The sequence below is a fragment of the Roseburia sp. AM59-24XD genome (genome assembly GCF_003478445.1).
In the GTDB taxonomy this organism is placed as follows: domain Bacteria; phylum Bacillota; class Clostridia; order Lachnospirales; family Lachnospiraceae; genus Jutongia.
The window spans coordinates 15,923-32,269 of the sequence record NZ_QUET01000025.1; the positions used below are offsets into that span (position 1 = coordinate 15,923).

General features: G+C 46.9%; 15 protein-coding genes. All 15 read left to right on the top strand.

Annotated elements, in window-relative coordinates; all coding sequences use genetic code 11:
- Nucleotides 1-136 precede the first annotated feature (136 nt).
- Nucleotides 137-820 (top strand): ABC transporter ATP-binding protein, encoded by a 684-nt coding sequence (locus DXA20_RS12120; protein ID WP_022307280.1) that lies wholly within the window; start codon nucleotides 137-139, stop codon nucleotides 818-820.
- Nucleotides 817-1,656, top strand: coding sequence for an ABC transporter permease (locus DXA20_RS12125; protein ID WP_118561091.1), 840 nt, complete (start codon nucleotides 817-819; stop codon nucleotides 1,654-1,656). Before DXA20_RS12120 ends, DXA20_RS12125 begins: the two co-directional genes overlap by 4 nt.
- Nucleotides 1,656-2,240 (top strand): ABC transporter permease, encoded by a 585-nt coding sequence (locus DXA20_RS12130; protein ID WP_118561093.1) that lies wholly within the window; start codon nucleotides 1,656-1,658, stop codon nucleotides 2,238-2,240. Before DXA20_RS12125 ends, DXA20_RS12130 begins: the two co-directional genes overlap by 1 nt.
- A 107-nt stretch (nucleotides 2,241-2,347) precedes the next feature.
- Nucleotides 2,348-3,514 (top strand): ABC transporter permease, encoded by a 1,167-nt coding sequence (locus DXA20_RS12135; protein ID WP_118561095.1) that lies wholly within the window; start codon nucleotides 2,348-2,350, stop codon nucleotides 3,512-3,514.
- Between the two features lie 219 nt (nucleotides 3,515-3,733).
- Nucleotides 3,734-4,429, top strand: a complete 696-nt coding sequence (gene vanR / locus DXA20_RS12140; protein WP_022307278.1) for a VanR-ABDEGLN family response regulator transcription factor — start codon at nucleotides 3,734-3,736, stop codon at nucleotides 4,427-4,429.
- A gap of 33 nt (nucleotides 4,430-4,462) precedes the next feature.
- On the top strand, nucleotides 4,463-4,819 hold the full coding sequence (locus DXA20_RS16435) for a hypothetical protein (protein WP_199877076.1): 357 nt from the start codon (nucleotides 4,463-4,465) through the stop codon (nucleotides 4,817-4,819).
- Nucleotides 4,804-5,541 (top strand): sensor histidine kinase, encoded by a 738-nt coding sequence (locus DXA20_RS12145; protein WP_199877077.1) that lies wholly within the window; start codon nucleotides 4,804-4,806, stop codon nucleotides 5,539-5,541. Before DXA20_RS16435 ends, DXA20_RS12145 begins: the two co-directional genes overlap by 16 nt.
- Before the next feature lie 19 nt (nucleotides 5,542-5,560).
- Complete coding sequence (locus DXA20_RS12150; protein WP_118561097.1) at nucleotides 5,561-6,664, top strand: GntR family transcriptional regulator; 1,104 nt, start codon at nucleotides 5,561-5,563, stop codon at nucleotides 6,662-6,664.
- Between the two features lie 159 nt (nucleotides 6,665-6,823).
- Nucleotides 6,824-8,413 carry a xylulokinase gene (locus DXA20_RS12155; RefSeq protein ID WP_118561130.1) on the top strand — a complete coding sequence of 530 codons (1,590 nt, stop codon included), beginning with the start codon at nucleotides 6,824-6,826 and terminating at the stop codon, nucleotides 8,411-8,413.
- Nucleotides 8,414-8,450: 37 nt separating this feature from the next.
- Nucleotides 8,451-9,182 carry an L-ribulose-5-phosphate 4-epimerase gene (locus tag DXA20_RS12160; RefSeq protein WP_118561099.1) on the top strand — a complete coding sequence of 244 codons (732 nt, stop codon included), beginning with the start codon at nucleotides 8,451-8,453 and terminating at the stop codon, nucleotides 9,180-9,182.
- Nucleotides 9,183-9,373: 191 nt separating this feature from the next.
- Nucleotides 9,374-11,008, top strand: a complete 1,635-nt coding sequence (locus DXA20_RS12165) for a response regulator transcription factor (protein WP_118561101.1) — start codon at nucleotides 9,374-9,376, stop codon at nucleotides 11,006-11,008.
- Complete coding sequence (locus DXA20_RS12170) at nucleotides 11,008-12,447, top strand: sensor histidine kinase (protein WP_022307272.1); 1,440 nt, start codon at nucleotides 11,008-11,010, stop codon at nucleotides 12,445-12,447. The genes DXA20_RS12165 and DXA20_RS12170 overlap by 1 nt, the downstream gene beginning before the upstream one ends.
- A 131-nt stretch (nucleotides 12,448-12,578) precedes the next feature.
- Nucleotides 12,579-13,637 (top strand): ABC transporter substrate-binding protein, encoded by a 1,059-nt coding sequence (locus tag DXA20_RS12175; RefSeq protein ID WP_118561132.1) that lies wholly within the window; start codon nucleotides 12,579-12,581, stop codon nucleotides 13,635-13,637.
- A 125-nt stretch (nucleotides 13,638-13,762) separates the two neighbouring features.
- Nucleotides 13,763-15,280: a sugar ABC transporter ATP-binding protein gene (locus tag DXA20_RS12180; protein ID WP_022307270.1), complete on the top strand. Its 1,518-nt coding sequence runs from the start codon at nucleotides 13,763-13,765 to the stop codon at nucleotides 15,278-15,280.
- Nucleotides 15,273-16,346: an ABC transporter permease gene (locus tag DXA20_RS12185; RefSeq protein ID WP_022307269.1), complete on the top strand. Its 1,074-nt coding sequence runs from the start codon at nucleotides 15,273-15,275 to the stop codon at nucleotides 16,344-16,346. The genes DXA20_RS12180 and DXA20_RS12185 overlap by 8 nt, the downstream gene beginning before the upstream one ends.
- Nucleotide 16,347: the final 1 nt, after the last annotated feature.

Genomic DNA, 16,347 nt, shown 5'->3' on the forward strand with positions numbered 1-16,347 from the left:
ACAATAAAGTCACCGCCCTGTCATCTCATTCCATTATCATCTTATGATGTAAGATGCAAAGGGCAAAAGCAGATAGCAACGGAGTGATCTGTGACATCCGCTGCAATGAAAGCAGAACAGAAAGGAATGAGAAACGATGGAGATATTAAAGGTAGAACATCTGAAAAAGACATACGGAGAGGGAGAGAATGCGGTTCACGCATTGGACGATGTATCTTTTTCGGTAGAGAAGGGGGAATTTGTGGCGATCATCGGACCGTCCGGCTCCGGTAAATCAACCCTGTTGCACATTCTCGGTGCTGTCGATGTACCAACATCAGGAAAAGTATATATGGGCGGTCAGGACGTATTTGCACAGAATGAGGAGGAGCTGGCGGTGTTTCGGCGCCGTCAGGTGGGGCTGATCTATCAGTTCTATAATCTGATCCCGGTATTAAATGTACGTGAAAATATTACGCTGCCGATCCTGATGGATGGGCGCAAGGTCAATGAGAAACGTCTGCAGGACATGATTCACACGCTGCACCTCGAGGGAAGAGAAAAGCATCTTCCGAACCAGCTTTCCGGTGGTCAGCAGCAGAGAGTTTCCATTGGAAGAGCATTGATGAATGCACCGGCAGTTGTGCTTGCCGACGAACCGACCGGTAATCTGGACAGCCGCAACAGCCATGAGATCATGGGACTTTTGAAGGAGTCCAACAAGGCGTACGACCAGACGCTGATCATGATCACGCATGACGAAAGCATTGCCCTGCAGGCAGATCGTATCATTGCGATCGAGGACGGCAGGATCACAAGAGATGAGGTGATCCGGTCATGAATATATTCAATCAGTTTACACTTCGCACACTCCGCAAAAACAAGATCCGTACACTCGTAACAGTTGTCGGTATTGCACTTTCCGTGGCAATGTTTACCGCAGTGACATCATCGATCGCAAGCTTTCAGCAATATCTTCTGAATATGGAAGTTGTCAGAGAGGGTGCATGGGAAGGCAGAATGATGGCGACTGATCTGCAGAGTATTCAGAATATTACGGCAGATAAGCGGGTCAAGGACTGGACGCAGATGGATAATCTGGGCTATGCAGAATTAAAGGACTGTACCAATGATGACAAACCGTATCTGATGATCGAGGCGGTTGATAAGGATTTTACCAAATATAGTCCGATCACGCTGTTAGAGGGAAGAATGCCGAAGGATTCTTCGGAGATTGTGATCTCCAAGCATCTGGAATACAATGGCGGCGTGACATATAAGATTGGCGATACATTAAAGCTTTCGGTTGGAACAAGATACAGCAAGGCGATTTCGGGAGAAAAGTCAGAGGTACTGACGTCAAACGATCCGTACCGCCCGGGGGAAAACGTAAAAGAAAAGTCCTTAAAAACGTACACGGTGGTTGGCATCTGCGACCGCCCGGTGTCTGAGGATTATTCATCGGCAGGGTATACGGCATTTACAAGAAAGGACGACCAAAAGGCGGTTAACTATGATCTGTTTCTGACCTTCAACACGCCGGAACAGAGTTATGATATTATGACAAAATATGCTGCGACCGGTGTGTATAAAACGCATGAAGATCTGCTCTGTTTTGAGGGGAAAAGCACAAATAACAGTTTTAATGCCATTCTTTATTCGATGGGTGCGATTTGATGGCAATCATTATGGTCGGTGCGATTTCGTTGATCTACAGTGCATTTTCAATTTCGCTCAGTGAGCGTACCAAGCAGATGGGACTTTTAAAATCCATTGGTGCCACGAAAAAGCAGATAAGGCACAGTGTGGTCTTTGAAGCATGTGTACTTTGTATGGTTGGAATTCCTCTGGGAATCGCGGCGGGACTTGGAGGGATCGGAATTACGCTTCATGGAATTTCCGGATTGTTACTTAAGCTCTGGTCGGAAGACACGCCGCTCCGGATCCATCTTGTTGTGACATGGCAGGCGATTGCGATTGCGGTTATTGTCAGCTTTATTACCGTGCTGATCTCAGCGATGATCCCGGCTGCAAAAGCGGTGCGCATTCCTGCGATTCAGGCGATCCGCCAGAGTGATGACATTAAGATCCGTGCGGGCAAGGTTAAAACCTCCGGGCTGACATATAAGCTGTTTGGCTTTTCGGGAATGCTTGCCAGCAAGAATTTCAAAAGAAACCGTAAGAAATATCGTACCACGGTATTTTCCCTTTTCATCAGTATTGTGCTTTTCGTCAGTGCGACCAGCTCAGTGGTTATCTAAAGAAATCGTCCTCCATTGCGGACAGTCAGCAGGAAAGCTATGACATCGGCTGCTCTGTATCGGACAAGGCAGCGAACGGAAAGTCACCATCTGAGATTGCAGCCGGCATGGAGGCGATCGGTTCGGTCGACAGTGTCAGATACCTGAAGGAAAACTATAATCAGCAGATGGAGATTTCACGGGAATGTCTGTCCGACAAATATCTTTCCTATGTAAAGGAGAGTGATCCGGGGCGTATCAATGAAAAGAAGGGGACAGTGAGAATTCCGGTCAATCTGACCTTTCTGCAGGATGATGTATTCCGTGAATATCTGCAGGAGAAAAATATGGATGCGGACGAGTACATGACTACCAATCCGATGAACGCGCTGGTGTGGGATCGCTTTGTTCTGGAGGATGAAAAGAAAATCTATTCCATGGAGATCCTGAAGAAGGATAATGTTGATGCGACACTTGCCATGGCAAAGGCAGTAAAGGGATATTATTTCAGCTGGCAGGATGGAGACAAATATATTTATAACAGCGATGACAGCGAAGAGAGCAAAATGATCCCGGTGGACAAGGCGACGATCACACATCCGATTCACATCGGTAAAAGAATGACGGCAAATGCGCCGGCAGGTGTAAGTATTTCCAAGTGGGATGAGGCAGTCAACGTGGTTCTTCCGTACAGTCTGGTGAAGGATGGGATCCTGCGCGGAGTAGTTGACTCGGAGGATGGATATACAAGATATATTCTTATGGCAAAGCAGCATGAGAAAGCAAGCACAGATCTTGCGGGATATTTTGAGGAGGAGCTGTCCGGCGTGGATGCAGGTACGATCGTTGATGCTGCGGCAAGCCGTGATTCCGATCAGGCGCTGATCCTTATTCTCGATATCTTTTCCTATGGGTTTATTGTGCTGATCTCTCTGATCGCGATCGCCAATGTATTTAACACGATATCGACGAATGTTATGCTGCGCCGTCAGGAATTTGCGATGCTAAAATCCGTGGGCATGACCGGAAAGGGCTTCCGCCGCATGATGAATTACGAATGCATTCTGTATGGTATAAAGGGACTTATATTCGGGCTTCCGGTGTCTCTGGCACTTAGTTTTCTGATGTACAAGTCAATGGTGGATGGCATTGATGTAAGCTTTATGTTTCCGTGGCAGGGAATGCTGATCTCCGCTTTCAGTGTGTTTGCAATTGTATTTATCACAATGCTTTATGCAATGCGTAAGGTCGGCAAAGAGAATACCATCGAGGCACTCCGCAATGAAAATCTGTAATTATAAAAATTGAGCCGTGTATTATTTCTGTAACGTAAAAGTAATGAAATCTTATGATTTTTGTTATGGCGGTTTCAGAAAATACACGGTATAATTAGGGAAACAAACGACATGTTCAAGGGGGGAAGTGCGCGCAATCCGGTAGAACGGATGATCTGCACGGTTGTTTTGTGCCGGCGGTTTTAAGCCGAGGCTCTGAGAAAGGAATGAAAGATTAATATGCAGAATATTATTGTGCTTGACGATGAGAAGGAGATTGCGGATCTTCTGGAGGTGTATCTGACGAATGAGGGTTATCAGGTGTTTAAGTTTTACCGGGCAGAGGGGGTGCTCGACTGCATCCGGGACAATGAGATCTCACTGGCGATCCTTGATGTAATGCTGCCGGATATCGACGGCTTTCAGCTTTGCCGCAAGATCCGGGAGAACTGGTATTTTCCGATCATCATGCTGACGGCGAAGATCGAGGACGTGGACAAGATCACGGGACTGACCGTGGGGGCGGACGATTATATTACGAAGCCGTTCAATCCGATGGAGGTTGTTGCGAGAGTGAAGGGACAGCTCAGACGTTCCCAGACCTATAATCCGTCCATGAGCGGACAGGAAGAGGAGGAGTCCTACAACATCCGCGGGCTGGAGCTGGTGCCGAACATGCACACCTGCTATCTGTACGGCGAGAAGATCGACCTGCCGCCGATCGAGTATGACATTCTCGTTTATCTTTGCCGCCATCTGGGGAAAGTGGTTTCGGCAGAGGAATTATTTGAGGCGGTCTGGGGAGAGAAATATCTCAACAGCAATAATACCGTCATGGCGCATATCGCAAGGATCCGCGAGAAGCTTCATGAGAATGCACGCGCACCGAAGTTTATCAAAACAGTCTGGGGCGTTGGATATAAGATGGATCGGTAAGGATCCGAAACAGGGAAAGGAATGTAAGGATTTATGGAGGGTGACGTTCGTCAAAAGGTTGCAAAGCAGCTTGTAAAAGGATATCTGGTACACATGCTGGTCTATATTGTGGCAGTGCTGGCACTTCTTGGAATCGCCTATTGGTGGTGCAACAGCCAGATCTGGTATTCGTGGGACGAACTTTACCCTCTTGTTCATTGGCTTCATATCAATGTGGTCGCTGTCTTTCTTGGAGTGATGCTGATCGGCTGCGTGGCGATCACCTGTGTTCATTTCTATCAGATGGCACGTATGCTGGAGCTTGTCACTACGGCTGTAGATGACCTGTATTCCAACCGGATCAACAGCGTAAAGCTCCGGCTTCCCTGCAGGAGGTGGAGCGCAAGCTGAATGAGATCATGATAGGGATCCGTGACAGCCAGCAGGAGGCGAAGGATGCCGAGCAGCGCAAGAATGACATGATCATTTACATGGCGCATGATCTGAAAACGCCGTTGACCTCCGTGATCGGTTATCTGACATTGTTGAAGGATGAGCCGGAGATTTCACAGGAGCTTCGCCAGAAATATCTTGATATTGCCTGGAATAAAGCGGGACGTCTGGAGGATCTTGTCAATGAATTCTTCGAGCTGACCCGTATGAATTTTGCACATATGAGCCTGAATTGCAACATGGTCAATATGTCGATGATGGTGGAACAGTTTATGTATGAATTTAAGCCTCTTCTGACGGAGAAGGGGATGGATTATCAGCTGGAGACAGAGCCGGAGATCATGGTGTACTGCGACATCGAGAAGATGCAGAGAGTTTTCGACAACCTGCTTAAGAATGCGATCAATTATGGTTATCCGGACAGCATGATCCATGTTTATCTGGAGAAGAATGGCGAGAAGGGCATGCGGTTGATTGTTCAGAATCATGGACAGACGATCCCTGCCGAGAAGCTGAGCTATCTGTTTGAACAGTTCTTCCGGCTGGACAGCTCCAGAGATTCCCAAACCGGCGGAACAGGGCTTGGTCTTGCAATCGCCAAGCAGATCGTGGAGCTGCACGGAGGTAAGATTTCCTGCGAAAGTTCCAATGAAACAATTGTATTTATCGTGGAAATATGATCGGAGGCACGCCTGACATATGGAAAACCAGACCGGAAAACAACTGAAATATGTACAGATCGTTGAGGAGCTGAAGGGGAAGGTATTGTCCGGGCAGATCCAGCCCGGGGACAAGCTTCCTTCGGAAAATGTTCTTGCTGCTCAGTATCATGTGAGCCGGCAGACCGTGCGCAAAGCGATCGCGATCCTGGAGAACGAGGGCTACGTTTATGCGGAGCACGGAAGAGGAACCTTCTGTACGGAGCTTGTGCGCCACCGGCATGAATCGGGGAACATTGCTGTAGTGACGACGTATTTATCGGATTATATTTTCCCGGAGGTGATCCGCGGGATCGACGATGTGCTGACGAGAGAGGGTTACAGTATCATCCTTAAGAATACGAGAAATTCGCGGACGCAGGAGATACGTTGTCTACAGGAGCTTTTGCAGAAGGATATTGACGGCATTATTATTGAGCCGAGCAAGAGTCAGATCTACTGCAGACATACCGGGCTGTTTGAGCAGCTTAAGCAGTTTCAGATTCCGTATGTATTTATTCAGGGATGTTATGAGCAGATGAAGGATAGTCCGCAGGTGCTGATGGACGACTGTGCGGGTGGCTTTCTGCTTACGAAGCACCTGATTGAGCAGGGGCACCGGCAGATCGCCGGTGTTTTCAAGGCAGATGACATGCAGGGGCAGAACCGCCACAAGGGTTACGCCAGGGCGCTCGCCGAGGCGGGGATCGCATACGATCCGGACAAGGTTGTCTGGTTTTACACGGAGGATCGTGCACTGCACCCGTATGAGAAGCTCGGACAGATGGTGGCTGACGGAGTGCTGATGGATGGGGTTGTATGCTATAATGACCAGATCGCATTTGAGGTGATCCGTGCGCTGCAGCACGCAGGAGTGCAGGTGCCGGAGGATGTCTCGGTGTGTGGCTACGACAATTCGCCGATGGCGCATTCGGGGGAGCTGCGGCTGACAACGATCGCGCATCCGCAGGAACGTCTTGGCGCGATGGCAGCAGAGCTTTTGCTGCGGCTGATCGGCGGTGAGGAGCCGGGTGACGATAAGATTCTGGTGGAGCCGGAGCTTGTTATTGGCAATTCTACGATTTTAAGAAAAAACAACTTGTAAATACGAGTGTACAAGTTGTATCATGAGAATATAGAACAAACGGAGGAACAAGGCAGTGTGTCCGGGAGGGATGACCGCCTTGTTTATGTTATTCCGAAGGAGATCGTATCAGGGGATATCGGTGTAACTGTATATTTTGGGAAAGGCATGGTGAGTAAGATGAATGCAAAGGAAAGTATCTTAAACGGAAAAGCAGCACTTGGTATTGAGTTTGGATCCACCCGTATTAAGGCGGTGCTGATCGACGAGAACTGCGAGGCGCTGGCAGTTGGTTCCTATCATTGGGAGAATCAGCTTGTGGACGGTATCTGGACCTACAGTCTGGAGATGATACATACCGGTCTGCAGGCGTGCTATAAGGATCTGGCGGACAAGGTACGTGCACAGTACGATGTACCGCTTACGAAGCTGGCGGGCATCGGCATCAGCGCAATGATGCACGGCTATATGGCATTTAATAAGGAAGATGAGCTGTTGGTTCCATTCCGGACATGGCGTAATACCATGACGGAGGAGGCTGCGGCGAAGCTTACCGAGGAGTTTCAGGTCAATGTGCCGGAGCGCTACAGCATTTCACATCTGTATCAGGCAATCTTAAAGAACGAGGAGCATGTGAAGGACATTACGTTTTTCACAACGCTTGCCGGTTATATCCACTGGCAGCTCACCGGACAGAAGGTACTTGGCGTCGGTGATGCGTCCGGTATGTTCCCAATCGATTGTGCGACGAAGGATTATGACGAGGAGAAGCTTGCGAAGTTTGATAAGCTCATCGAGGGATATCATTTCCCGTGGACATTGCGTGAGATCCTGCCAAAGTCACTGACTGCGGGAGAGGAAGCAGGCGTGCTTACCGTGGCAGGCGCAAAGCTGCTCGATCCGACCGGTACACTGGAAGCGGGCATTCCGCTTTGTCCGCCGGAGGGCGATGCAGGTACCGGTATGGTCGCAACCAACAGTGTGAAGATACGCACAGGAAATGTTTCTGCGGGAACCTCAGTCTTTGCAATGATCGTTATGGAGAAGGAGCTTCAGAAGCTTCATACGGAGATCGATCTTGTGACAACACCGGCAGGCGATCTGGTGGCAATGGTGCACTGCAACAACTGTACCTCAGATATCAATGCGTGGGTCAACCTGTTCGGAGAATTTGCAGCGAAAATGGGTATGCCGGTGGTTGACAAAGGGAAATTATATGATCTGCTGTTTAAGGTTGCATTAGAGGGCGAGCCGGACTGCGGCGGACTTCTTTCTTATAACTACTTCTCCGGCGAGAGCATTACCGGCTTTGATGAGGGACGTCCGTTGTTTGTCCGTCATGCAGATGATAAGCTCAGCCTGGCGAACTTTATGCGCGCGCATCTGTTCACGGCGCTTGGTGCATTGAAGAACGGTCTTGACATTCTGCTCAAGGAGGAGAATGTGCCGGTTGATAAGATTTACGGGCATGGTGGCTTCTTTACCGTGCCGGGGGCCGGTCAGAAGATCATGGCAGCAGCGATGAATACGCCGGTTTCCGTGATGGATACGGCAAGCGAGGGCGGTGCCTGGGGCATTGCCGTGCTTGCTCAGTACATGGTAGACGGAGCAGACGAGGCGCTGGCAGATTATCTGGATCATCAGGTATTTGCCGGTCAGACGGGAACAACACTGGAGCCGGATCCGGCAGACGTTAAGGGCTTTGACGACTTCCTGATACGTTATAACAAGGGACTTGCGATCGAGCGGGCTGCCGTAGAGAGCATATAGAGTATATAAAGGCAGTGTATGTATATATAAAAAGTGTATGTATAAACATGAAAGTGAAGCAGAAAGGGGCAATTGCGATGTTAGAGGAATAAAACAGCAGGTATACGAAGCAAACATGGAGCTTCCGAAGAGAGGACTTATTACATATACATGGGGCAATGTCAGCGGCATTGACCGTAAGACCAATTATTTTGTCATCAAGCCGAGCGGCGTTGACTACGATAAGCTGAAGCCGGAGGATATGGTTGTGATGGATCTGAACGGCAATAAGATCGAGGGCGAATATAAACCGTCCTCCGACACTCCGACACATCTGGAGCTTTATCTGAGATATCCGGAGATCGGTGGTATTGTGCACACACACTCGCCGGAGGCAACCGCATGGGCGCAGGCGGGACGTTCCATTCCGCTGTACGGAACCACGCATGCAGACTACTTCTATGGAGAGATCCCTTGTGCCAGAAGCCTGACTCCGGAGGAGATTGACGAGGCATATGAGGCCAATACCGGTCTTGTCATCATTGAGACATTTGAGCTGGCGGGCTTAAATCCGATGTACACGCCGGGCATCCTCTGCAAGAACCACGGTCCGTTTACCTGGGGTAAGGATGCGGCAGAGGCGGTTCACAACGCAGTCGTGCTGGAGGAGGTTGCGAAGATGGCGACCAAGACCGAGCTGATCAATCCGAAGGTACAGCCGGCACCGGACAGTATCCGCGACAAGCATTTCTTCCGCAAGCATGGAGAGAATGCGTATTATGGACAGTGATCGGGAAAGTGAACGATACATGATATTTCAAAAACGAATAATGAATAAGATTTTATGGGTGTATGAAAATGCACCCATTTTTTGCTTTTGCATTATAGTTTCGGGGATTAAAGATAGCCAATTTTATATGGATTTGATACAATAAAACTAAAAAGAAAGGACTCGGGATCAGTAAGAAAGGGGGAGCATTTATGTACAAAGTATTTTTGATCGAGGACGAGATCGTGATACGGGAAGCGCTGGAACGGATGATTCCATGGAATGAATATGGTTTTGAACTGGTAGGAAAGGCAAAGGACGGAGAGATTGCGCTTCCTATGATACGCAAGACAAAACCGGACGTGCTGATTACAGATATTAAAATGCCGTTTATGGATGGTCTGACATTAAGTGGCATAGTGAAAAAGGAATTTCCGGATATTCGTATTGTGATCGTTAGTGGGTATGATGACTTTGAATATGCCAAAAAAGCGATTGCTCTCGGGGTGGACGACTATCTGTTGAAGCCGATCGCTAAGGCGGAGTTTGTCAATGTTCTTCAAAAAATTTATCAGGATTTTGAAGAAAAGGGGAAACAGCAGGATTACTATGAAAAATTCGAACAGGAATTTAAGAAATATGAGAATCATTCCAGACGTGATTTCTTTGAATTGCTTGTAACGAAGCATGTGGATCTGCAGGAGATTTACGAGAAGGCAGAAAAGCTTTCGTTTGATATTATGGCAGAAAGTTACAATATGGTGTTTTTCTCGTTGTCAGAGAGCAAAGACACAGATACGGTTGATCAGAGGTATTCGCAGAGAGTGGCAGATCTTCAGAAGCAGATTGATGATGCACTGCAAAAAGAAAAGGAGCTTTATGTGTTTCGCAATCAGACCTTCAGCTATGTGGTGCTTTTGATGGGAGATCATGAAAATATACAGGAAAGAACGAAACAGTGTGTAAAGCTGCTTCAGGATATTCTTGAAAATGATCAGAGCGGACTGGAGTGGATCGTGTGTGCATCAGAACCGGTGGAACGCCTGAGTCAGCTTCCGGAGTGTTATAAGAAGGGCATGCAGATATTTGCATACCGTTATTTGGGATATTCCCATGTCGTGTCGTCGGATATGGTTCCGGTGGGCGAGCATGAATCGGAGAACAGTGAGATCAAGGATCTGGTCAGCGTAGACAGTAATGTGGTGAATCCGGCGATATTCCAGAATTTCCTGTGCAATGCATTGGAGAATGAGGTGGAGGAGTTCGTGGACAATTATCTTCAGATGGTCGGAGAATCCGCACTGAAGTCGAAAATGTTCCGGCAATATATATTGTTGAACATTCATTTTTGTATTGTATCGTTTCTGCAGAAGCTGGGCTATGAAAAGGACGCAGCAGACAACTCGCTGCTGGAGGCATCCGGAATGAGTCAGCCGTTAGATATTGACCGGATTGAGGGGAGTATCTCTGCATCGTTAAAGCAGGCGATACAGCTGCGCGAAGAAAAGAGCAAGGGAAAATATCAAAATGTTTTACAAAATGCAGTTCAATATATGGAAGAAAACTTTGCAGATGAAAATCTTACCTTAAATAAAGTGGCATGTGTGGCAAATGTCAGTGCAAATCATTTCAGTGCAATGTTCAGCCAGAAAATGGGACAGACCTTTATCGAATACCTGACCTCTCTGCGTATGCATCGGGCGAAGGAGCTTTTACGCTGTACCGACAAACGTTCCGGAGAGATTGCATTGGAGGTCGGTTATAAGGATTCGCACTATTTCAGTTTTCTTTTCAAAAAAACGCAGGGATGTACACCGAGTGAATATCGTAATCAGGGGGCGGTTTAGTGAAGAAGCATCGAAGAACATATGAAGAGTTAAATCTTGACAAGAAAATACAATATCTGATATGGACGCTGGCAATCCCGATGGTATTCTGTATTTTGCTGCCGGTGGTATCCATGTTTATTTCGATTGGAAATTATTCAACGATCACACACAATATGAATCTGAGCAGTGATTTCAGTTTGAATTTTAAGGAAAATATGGATCTGAAAATGTATCACTACTGCGTTGGAAGTGCAGAGCAGAAAACACTTCCGATGAAGGATGTCAACAGGGCGATTCGTCTGGCGGAGGAACTGGAGCAGACAACAGTGCGTAAGGAAAGTAAACGTGCGATAGAGTTAGTGCTTCTTGACTGCAAAAATCTGAAAAAGAAAATGCGTGCGATAGAGGCAACGAAAGGGTACGATTCCAGACAGACGCAGCTCACGAATAATATTTATGTACTCACGGAGCTGGCGCAGAAAGCAATGGGAGATTACATATATTATGAAGCAGGATATCTGAAGCAGGTTGAGGATGATATGTTTGTGAGGATCCTGACAGTCGGTGTTTTGCTGGGCATTATTGTTGTCCTTGTGGTGGCATTTGTTCTTAAGAAGTCTTTCCGGCTCGCAAAAGAGATTACGGATCCGATTGCCAGTTTAAGTGAGAATGTACGTAAAGTGGGATATGGAGATTTCCGGATACAGTCCGTGGAGACAAATGTGATCGAAGTGAAAAACCTGAATCAGGGTGTCCAGAAAATGGCACGGCGTATTGAGACACTTTTACAGAATGTTCAGGAAGAAGAACGGAAACAGCACATGATCCAGCTGGAACTCTTGCAGGCGCAGGTCAGCCCTCATTTCCTGTACAATACGCTTGATACGATCGTTTGGATGGTCGAAGCAGATATGCATGATGAGGCGATTGAAATGCTGACGCATCTGTCTGTTTTTTTCCGGACCGTGCTGTCAAAGGGAGAAGACGTTATTTCTCTGGGGGATGAGGTGTTACATACCAGGAGCTACCTGGAGATCCAGCAGATCCGTTACAGTGATATTCTGGATTACAGCATTGACCTTCCGGAAGGGTTCTCAGATATCCGTCTGCCGAAAATGACGCTGCAGCCGATCGTAGAAAATGCATTGTATCACGGTGTTAAGGAAAAGCGCGGAAAGAGCAGCATCCGGATTTTCTTTGAGGATAACGGAGAAGATATTGTAATGCAGGTGAAAGATGATGGCATCGGTATGACACAGGAACGGCTGGCAGAGGTTCAGGAGGGGCTTCGCAAAAAGGAGGGTGTAGGCTTTGGTATGTCCGCCGTGGAGGAACGCCTGAAGCTCTATTATGGGGAAAAGTACGGTATTGACATAAGTTCAAAATATAATGAGGGGACAGTTGTGTGTATGCGTATTCCGAAAAATTTCAACTTTTCCAATAAAAAAATAAACTAAATGAAAAAGCAGATAAAATAGTAAACTTTTTGCATAAGTATCTTCATGGTAAATGAGCAAAAAATATCTATAATAATAATTGTAGATGACATACAAACTCAATAAAAACAGAGGAGGAAAATGATATGAGAATAAAGAAAATATTATGTTCTGCATTATTAGTATCCTGTATGGTATTTGCAATGACAGCATGTGGCTCCAAGAAAGCCGCCCAGACAGGGTCAGATGCCAAGAGTGGCAATATCACAGTTGGATTTTCGCAGGTAGGAGCTGAGTCGGATTGGCGTACCGCAAACTCAACATCCATGAAGGAAACCTTCAGTGAGAAAAACGGTTACACACTGATTTTTGACGATGCACAGCAGAAACAGGAAAATCAGATCAAAGCGATCCGAAATTTCATTCAGCAGGAAGTTGATTACATCGTATTGGCACCGGTAACAGAAACCGGATGGGACACCGTATTAAAAGAAGCAAAGGACGCCGGAATCCCGGTGATCATCGTTGATCGTATGGTTAAGGTTTCTGACGAAAGTCTCTACACAGCGTGGGTTGGTTCAAACTTCGAACTGGAAGGTAAGAAAGCAGCCGCATGGCTGAAAGCTTATCTGGACAAGACAGGACGCGGAGACGAACAGATCAACATTGTCGATATTCAGGGAACCATCGGAGCTTCTGCCCAGATCGGACGTACGAAGGGGCTTGAGGATGCCTGCAAGGAGAACAAAAACTGGAATCTTCTGGCAGAGGAAACCGGAGAGTTTACACAGTCCAAAGGACAGGAGGTTATGGAATCCCTGTTAAAGAAGCATAAGGACGATATTGACGTAGTATACTGCGAGAATGATAATGAAGCATTTGGAGCAATTGATGCGATCACTGCAGCCGGAAAGACAGTTGGAACAGGAAAGGACGATATCCTTGTAATGTCCTTCGATTCAACAAAGACCGGTCTGACGGATGTAAAGGATGGCAAGATCATTCTTGATACAGAGTGTAACCCGCTTCACGGTCCTCGCGTAGAGGAGATCATCAAGGCTCTGGAAGCCGGAGAGACACCGGAAAAGCAGCAGTATGTTGATGAGGAAATCTTCGCAGCAGTCGAAGATGTAGACAGTGTTAAGGTTGAGGATCAGGACTATAGTGTTACAGTAGTGACAGACGATGTGATTAAAGGACGCGCTTATTAAAATCTTCATAATAATCTCATAAAAAGCAACGCTAAAAGTGTTTCAGAAATAGCGCAATATAGAAGCCGCCAAAACTGTATTGCGCTATTTTTGTACCCTTTTCCGCAGAAAGCAGGTGGAATGAAATGGCTCAGAACGAAATATTAACAATGAAAGGCATTACAAAAACTTTCCCTGGGGTTAAAGCTTTATCGAATGTGGATTTCAAATTGTGCAAAGGGGACATTCATGCTCTGATGGGAGAGAATGGAGCCGGGAAATCAACACTGATCAAAGTGCTGACAGGAATTTATCCCTTTGATGCCGGGGAAATCACAATGGATGGCAGACCGATGGTGAATCGATCGCCGCAGGACGCACAGAACAACGGGATCAGTACTGTATATCAGGAAGTCAATCTTTGTCCGAATCTTACCGTGGCAGAGAACCTGTTTATCGGAAGAGAACCAAGAAAGCTTGGTATGATCAACTGGAGCGAAATGAATGCAAGATCCAGAAAACTGCTGCAGTCGTTAGACATTGAGGTCACACCGACAACGCTCCTGGATGAGTGTTCTATCGCAATTCAACAGATGATCGCCATTGCAAGGGCAGTTGATATGGAATGTAAGGTTTTGATTCTGGATGAACCGACCTCTTCCCTGGATGAGGATGAGGTTGAGAAACTGTTTGTCCTGATGAAAAAGCTTAAGGCAAAAGGTGTTGGAATCATATTTGTAACACATTTCCTGGAACAGGTATATGAGGTCTGCGATAAGATCACGGTTCTTCGAAACGGAGAGCTTGTCGGTGAGTATGACGTGGAAAATCTTCCGAGAGTCCAGCTGGTTGCCAAAATGATGGGCAAGGATTTTGATGACCTGGCAGATATTAAGAGTGAGAGGATCGGCTCGGTCAAAGAAGGAGAATCCGTTATCGAAGCAAAGGGAATTTCTCATCATGGAACGATCAAACCGTTTGACATGATCTTTAACAAAGGAGAAGTAGTTGGTCTTACCGGTCTGCTTGGCTCCGGACGTTCCGAGATGGTACGTTCCATTTATGGTGCAGACAAGGCGGATTCCGGTGAAATCCGTGTATTTGGCAAAAAGGTAAAGATCAATACACCGTTAGATGCCATGAAAGCAGGAATGGCATATCTTCCGGAGGATCGCAAAAAGGATGGAATCCTGGCAGATCTTTCCGTAAGGGAGAATATTATTATTGCGCTTCAGGCAAAACGCGGCATGTTCCATCCGATGAAACGAAAGGAAATGGAGGATGCGGCAACAAACTTTATCAATTTACTGCAGATTAAAACGGCAAGTATGGAAACACCGATCAAGAGTCTGTCAGGAGGAAACCAGCAGAAGGTTATTCTGGGTAGATGGCTTTTGACCAATCCGAGATTCCTGATCCTGGATGAGCCGACCCGTGGTATTGATATTGGAACGAAGACGGAGATACAGAAGCTGGTGCTTCGGCTGGCTGACGAGGGTAAGTCAATAGCATTTATTTCTTCCGAGGTGGAAGAGATGCTTCGTACCTGCAGCAGAATGGCAGTTCTTCGTGACGGCAAAAAGGTTGGCGAGATAGAGGGCGATGATCTGACACAGGAGAAGATCATGGAGACCATAGCAGGAGGTGAAAAGTCCAATGAGTAACGAAAAGAAAAAATTTAATTGGAAAGCGGTTACACAGCATCATTTGTTTTTACCAATTGTCTGTCTGCTTGTTGTACTTTTAGTAAATGTGATCAAGACACCGGATTTCTTTGTAATATCCATGAAGGGCGGTGTCCTGTACGGGTATTTGGTCGATGTTGTCAATCGTGCCTCAGAGCTTGTGATCGTAGCGATCGGAATGACTTTGGTTACGGCGGCATCCGGAGGACAGGATATCAGTGTTGGAGCAGTCATGGCGGTGGCGGCTTCGGTATGCTGCCAGATATTATCCGGAGGACAGGTGTCGACAGATACGCTGATGAACTCCATGGCATTAGCCATTATTGCAGCAATCATTGTTGCAGGTCTCTGCGGTGCATTTAATGGATTTCTTGTGGCGAATCTGGGAATCCAGCCAATGGTTGCAACGTTAATTCTGTATACGGCAGGAAGAGGAATCGCGCAGCTTGTTACAAAGGGACAGATCACATATGTCCGTGTCGATTCCTTTAAGGTAATGGGCGGTTACATTGGAAAATGTCCGATACCGACACCGATCTTTTTCGCCATTGCAGCAATCATACTGATCAATATTATATTGAAAAAGACAGCGCTTGGTCTTTACATTGAGAGTGTTGGAATCAACGGTTCCGCATCACGGCTGGTTGGTCTGAACTCCACGATGATCAAATTCCTGACTTATGTCATCTGTGGTGTACTTGCAGGTGTGGCAGGAATTGTTGCTTCCAGCCGGATCTATTCCGCTGACGCCAATAATATCGGATTGAATCTGGAGATGGACGCGATCCTTGCAGTTGCACTTGGAGGCAATGTTTTAAGTGGTGGTAAATTCAGCATCATGGGATCTGTCATCGGAGCTTATACGATCCAGGCGCTGACAACCACGCTTTACGCAATGGCAGTTTCTGCGGATCAGCTTCCGGTTTACAAGGCAATCGTTGTCATCATCATTGTTGTGATCCAGAGCCCGGTATTTCGCAGAAACATGGAAGCATGGAAGCAAAAAAGAGCTTTAAGGAATAAAGCGATGGAAGGTGGTCATTGAT

Excerpts from the sequence above, each read along its gene's own strand:
- DXA20_RS12120 (WP_022307280.1), top strand. The coding sequence starts at position 137 with ATGGAGATATTAAAGGTAGAACATCTGAAAAAGACATACGGAGAGGGA.
- DXA20_RS16435 (WP_199877076.1), top strand. The coding sequence starts at position 4,463 with ATGGAGGGTGACGTTCGTCAAAAGGTTGCAAAGCAGCTTGTAAAAGGA.
- DXA20_RS12180 (WP_022307270.1), top strand. The coding sequence starts at position 13,763 with ATGGCTCAGAACGAAATATTAACAATGAAAGGCATTACAAAAACTTTC.
- DXA20_RS12125 (WP_118561091.1), top strand. The coding sequence starts at position 817 with ATGAATATATTCAATCAGTTTACACTTCGCACACTCCGCAAAAACAAG.
- vanR (WP_022307278.1), top strand. The coding sequence starts at position 3,734 with ATGCAGAATATTATTGTGCTTGACGATGAGAAGGAGATTGCGGATCTT.
- DXA20_RS12130 (WP_118561093.1), top strand. The coding sequence starts at position 1,656 with ATGGCAATCATTATGGTCGGTGCGATTTCGTTGATCTACAGTGCATTT.
- DXA20_RS12165 (WP_118561101.1), top strand. The coding sequence starts at position 9,374 with ATGTACAAAGTATTTTTGATCGAGGACGAGATCGTGATACGGGAAGCG.
- DXA20_RS12135 (WP_118561095.1), top strand. The coding sequence starts at position 2,348 with ATGGAGGCGATCGGTTCGGTCGACAGTGTCAGATACCTGAAGGAAAAC.
- DXA20_RS12160 (WP_118561099.1), top strand. The coding sequence starts at position 8,451 with ATGTATAAACATGAAAGTGAAGCAGAAAGGGGCAATTGCGATGTTAGA.
- DXA20_RS12150 (WP_118561097.1), top strand. The coding sequence starts at position 5,561 with ATGGAAAACCAGACCGGAAAACAACTGAAATATGTACAGATCGTTGAG.
- DXA20_RS12155 (WP_118561130.1), top strand. The coding sequence starts at position 6,824 with ATGAATGCAAAGGAAAGTATCTTAAACGGAAAAGCAGCACTTGGTATT.
- DXA20_RS12185 (WP_022307269.1), top strand. The coding sequence starts at position 15,273 with ATGAGTAACGAAAAGAAAAAATTTAATTGGAAAGCGGTTACACAGCAT.